Here is a 1,600-nt window from a genome sequence, read left to right as displayed (position 1 = left end):
AGCGGGGTGGTACCCAGCCGGGCAAACCGGTACATCATCGTGGACGGAAATCATATCGACCTAAGCGCAGAACAGTATGTAAAATACGCGACCATGCGTGGACAAACGGCCTATGATCTGTCCGACAAACTCATCCAAAGCGGGGTCTATCAGGGATTCACGGACGAAGAGAAGGCCAGGGCGCTGGACATGGTATACACCTATGCCGACGCCGTGTCCAAGGCGGATCTCCACAGCGGCTATCAGCCAGAGGAGTGGGTCGGTGAGGTAAAGCGGGCAGGCACAGACTTGGGCCTGAGCGAGGCCGAATACCTGGCCTACCGCTCTAAGTACGGAGCCGCCATGAGTCGGGACAAGCTCCGGGAGGCTTACCAGAGCGGCCTTTCCGTGGACGCCTGGCTGACCTATGCGGATGCGGATAGGGACCGGAACGGAGACGACTCCGTCAATCAGGCGGAGATCATCGCTGCCATCGAGTCGAGCGGACTCTCTGCGGCGGACAAGAACCGGCTCTATCAACTGGAGCTCTCGGACGCCGGACGTGCCCGGTGGGAAAGGATACGGCAGTGGGGCATGAGCATTGATGACTACCTGACCTATTACCCCATCTATGCTGCCACGGGGAAGGGAATCACCAAAGAGGTCAAACTGCAGCAGCTCCAGAATGCAGGAATGAGCGCGGCACAGGCGGATGACTTCTGGGATCTTATGAGCAAGGGTCAGAATTAAGCGGGCATTTGCCCTTTGCAGTACGTTTCTGATAGACTGTGGATGGAACGATATGCAGGAGTTCGATAAGGAGGCGCATATGAAAAACAGCATCAGCGCGGGCACTATCGCCCGCACCATCATTCTCTTTCTGGCCCTGCTCAACCAGTGTCTGAGCATGGCCGGCATCCAGGTCATTCCCATCGATGACGAGACCATCAACGCCCTGGTGACCACAACGTGGACCGTTGCGGCGGCCCTGGCGGCCTGGTGGAAGAACAATAGCTTTACCCAGAAGGCCATTGAGGCAGACAAGGTGATGAGAGGGGGCTGACGCCATGCCCAACGATTGTTCCGCCTGCCAGCTGGACGAGCGGGTCAAGCGGCTGGAGGGCGACTTTGAACTGGAGTCCCAGAAGAACAGCCAGCGGCACGAGGAGTTCTTCCGGCGCATCCGAGAGCTGGAACAGCACCAGGCAGTGAACGGGACCCGGCTGGACACCATCGTGGAGAAGCTGGACGACATCGCCGGAGACGTGGCTTCCCTGAAAGGGCGGCCCTCCCGGCTCTGGGACCTGGTCGTGACGGGCTTCATCACGGGGACCGTGGGCTTCCTGGTGGCCCAGCTTTTGTGAGGAGGGGCCCATGGACGACGAGCTGAATGAGATCCTGAGCGAGGAGGGCGCGGGCCTGACCACCTACCGGGCCATCATCCGTGTTCTGGTAAAGATGTGGCAGACCGTCCGGGAGGAGATCCGCGCCGCCACACGCGCTGCTGACCGGCTCCGACCGGTGGCGGCTGCAGCGGCGGTGCTGGCCGCCCTGAGTCTGGCGGGCTGCCTCTACCTGGGGTCGGTGGTCCACCGCCAGCAGGGGGAGCTGGACGCCATCC

At 61.1% G+C, this 1,600-nt stretch carries 4 protein-coding genes; all 4 read left to right on the top strand.

All coding sequences use genetic code 11. The annotated features are described in order from the left end of the window. On the top strand, positions 1–729 hold a 729-nt coding region (locus E0E29_RS18360), incomplete at its 5' end, for a hypothetical protein (RefSeq protein ID WP_165449961.1). Positions 730–808: 79 nt separating this feature from the next. Further along, positions 809–1,042: a phage holin gene (locus E0E29_RS16875; protein ID WP_207303553.1), complete on the top strand. Its 234-nt coding sequence runs from the start codon at positions 809–811 to the stop codon at positions 1,040–1,042. Between the two features lie 4 nt (positions 1,043–1,046). Further along, positions 1,047–1,343: a hypothetical protein gene (locus tag E0E29_RS16870; RefSeq protein ID WP_130848489.1), complete on the top strand. Its 297-nt coding sequence runs from the start codon at positions 1,047–1,049 to the stop codon at positions 1,341–1,343. Between the two features lie 10 nt (positions 1,344–1,353). After that, on the top strand, positions 1,354–1,600 hold a 247-nt coding region (locus E0E29_RS16865; RefSeq protein ID WP_130850924.1), incomplete at its 3' end, for a hypothetical protein.

This window comes from Intestinimonas timonensis, from assembly GCF_900626145.1.
Taxonomy (GTDB): domain Bacteria; phylum Bacillota; class Clostridia; order Oscillospirales; family Oscillospiraceae; genus Intestinimonas; species Intestinimonas aquisgranensis.
Note: the sequence above shows the minus strand (reverse complement) of the source record. Positions and strands in the feature narration are given on the sequence as shown.

Bases quoted from the DNA above. Each gene is read 5' to 3' on its own strand.
- E0E29_RS16875 (WP_207303553.1), top strand. From the start codon at position 809: ATGAAAAACAGCATCAGCGCGGGCACTATCGCCCGCACCATCATTCTC.
- E0E29_RS16870 (WP_130848489.1), top strand. From the start codon at position 1,047: ATGCCCAACGATTGTTCCGCCTGCCAGCTGGACGAGCGGGTCAAGCGG.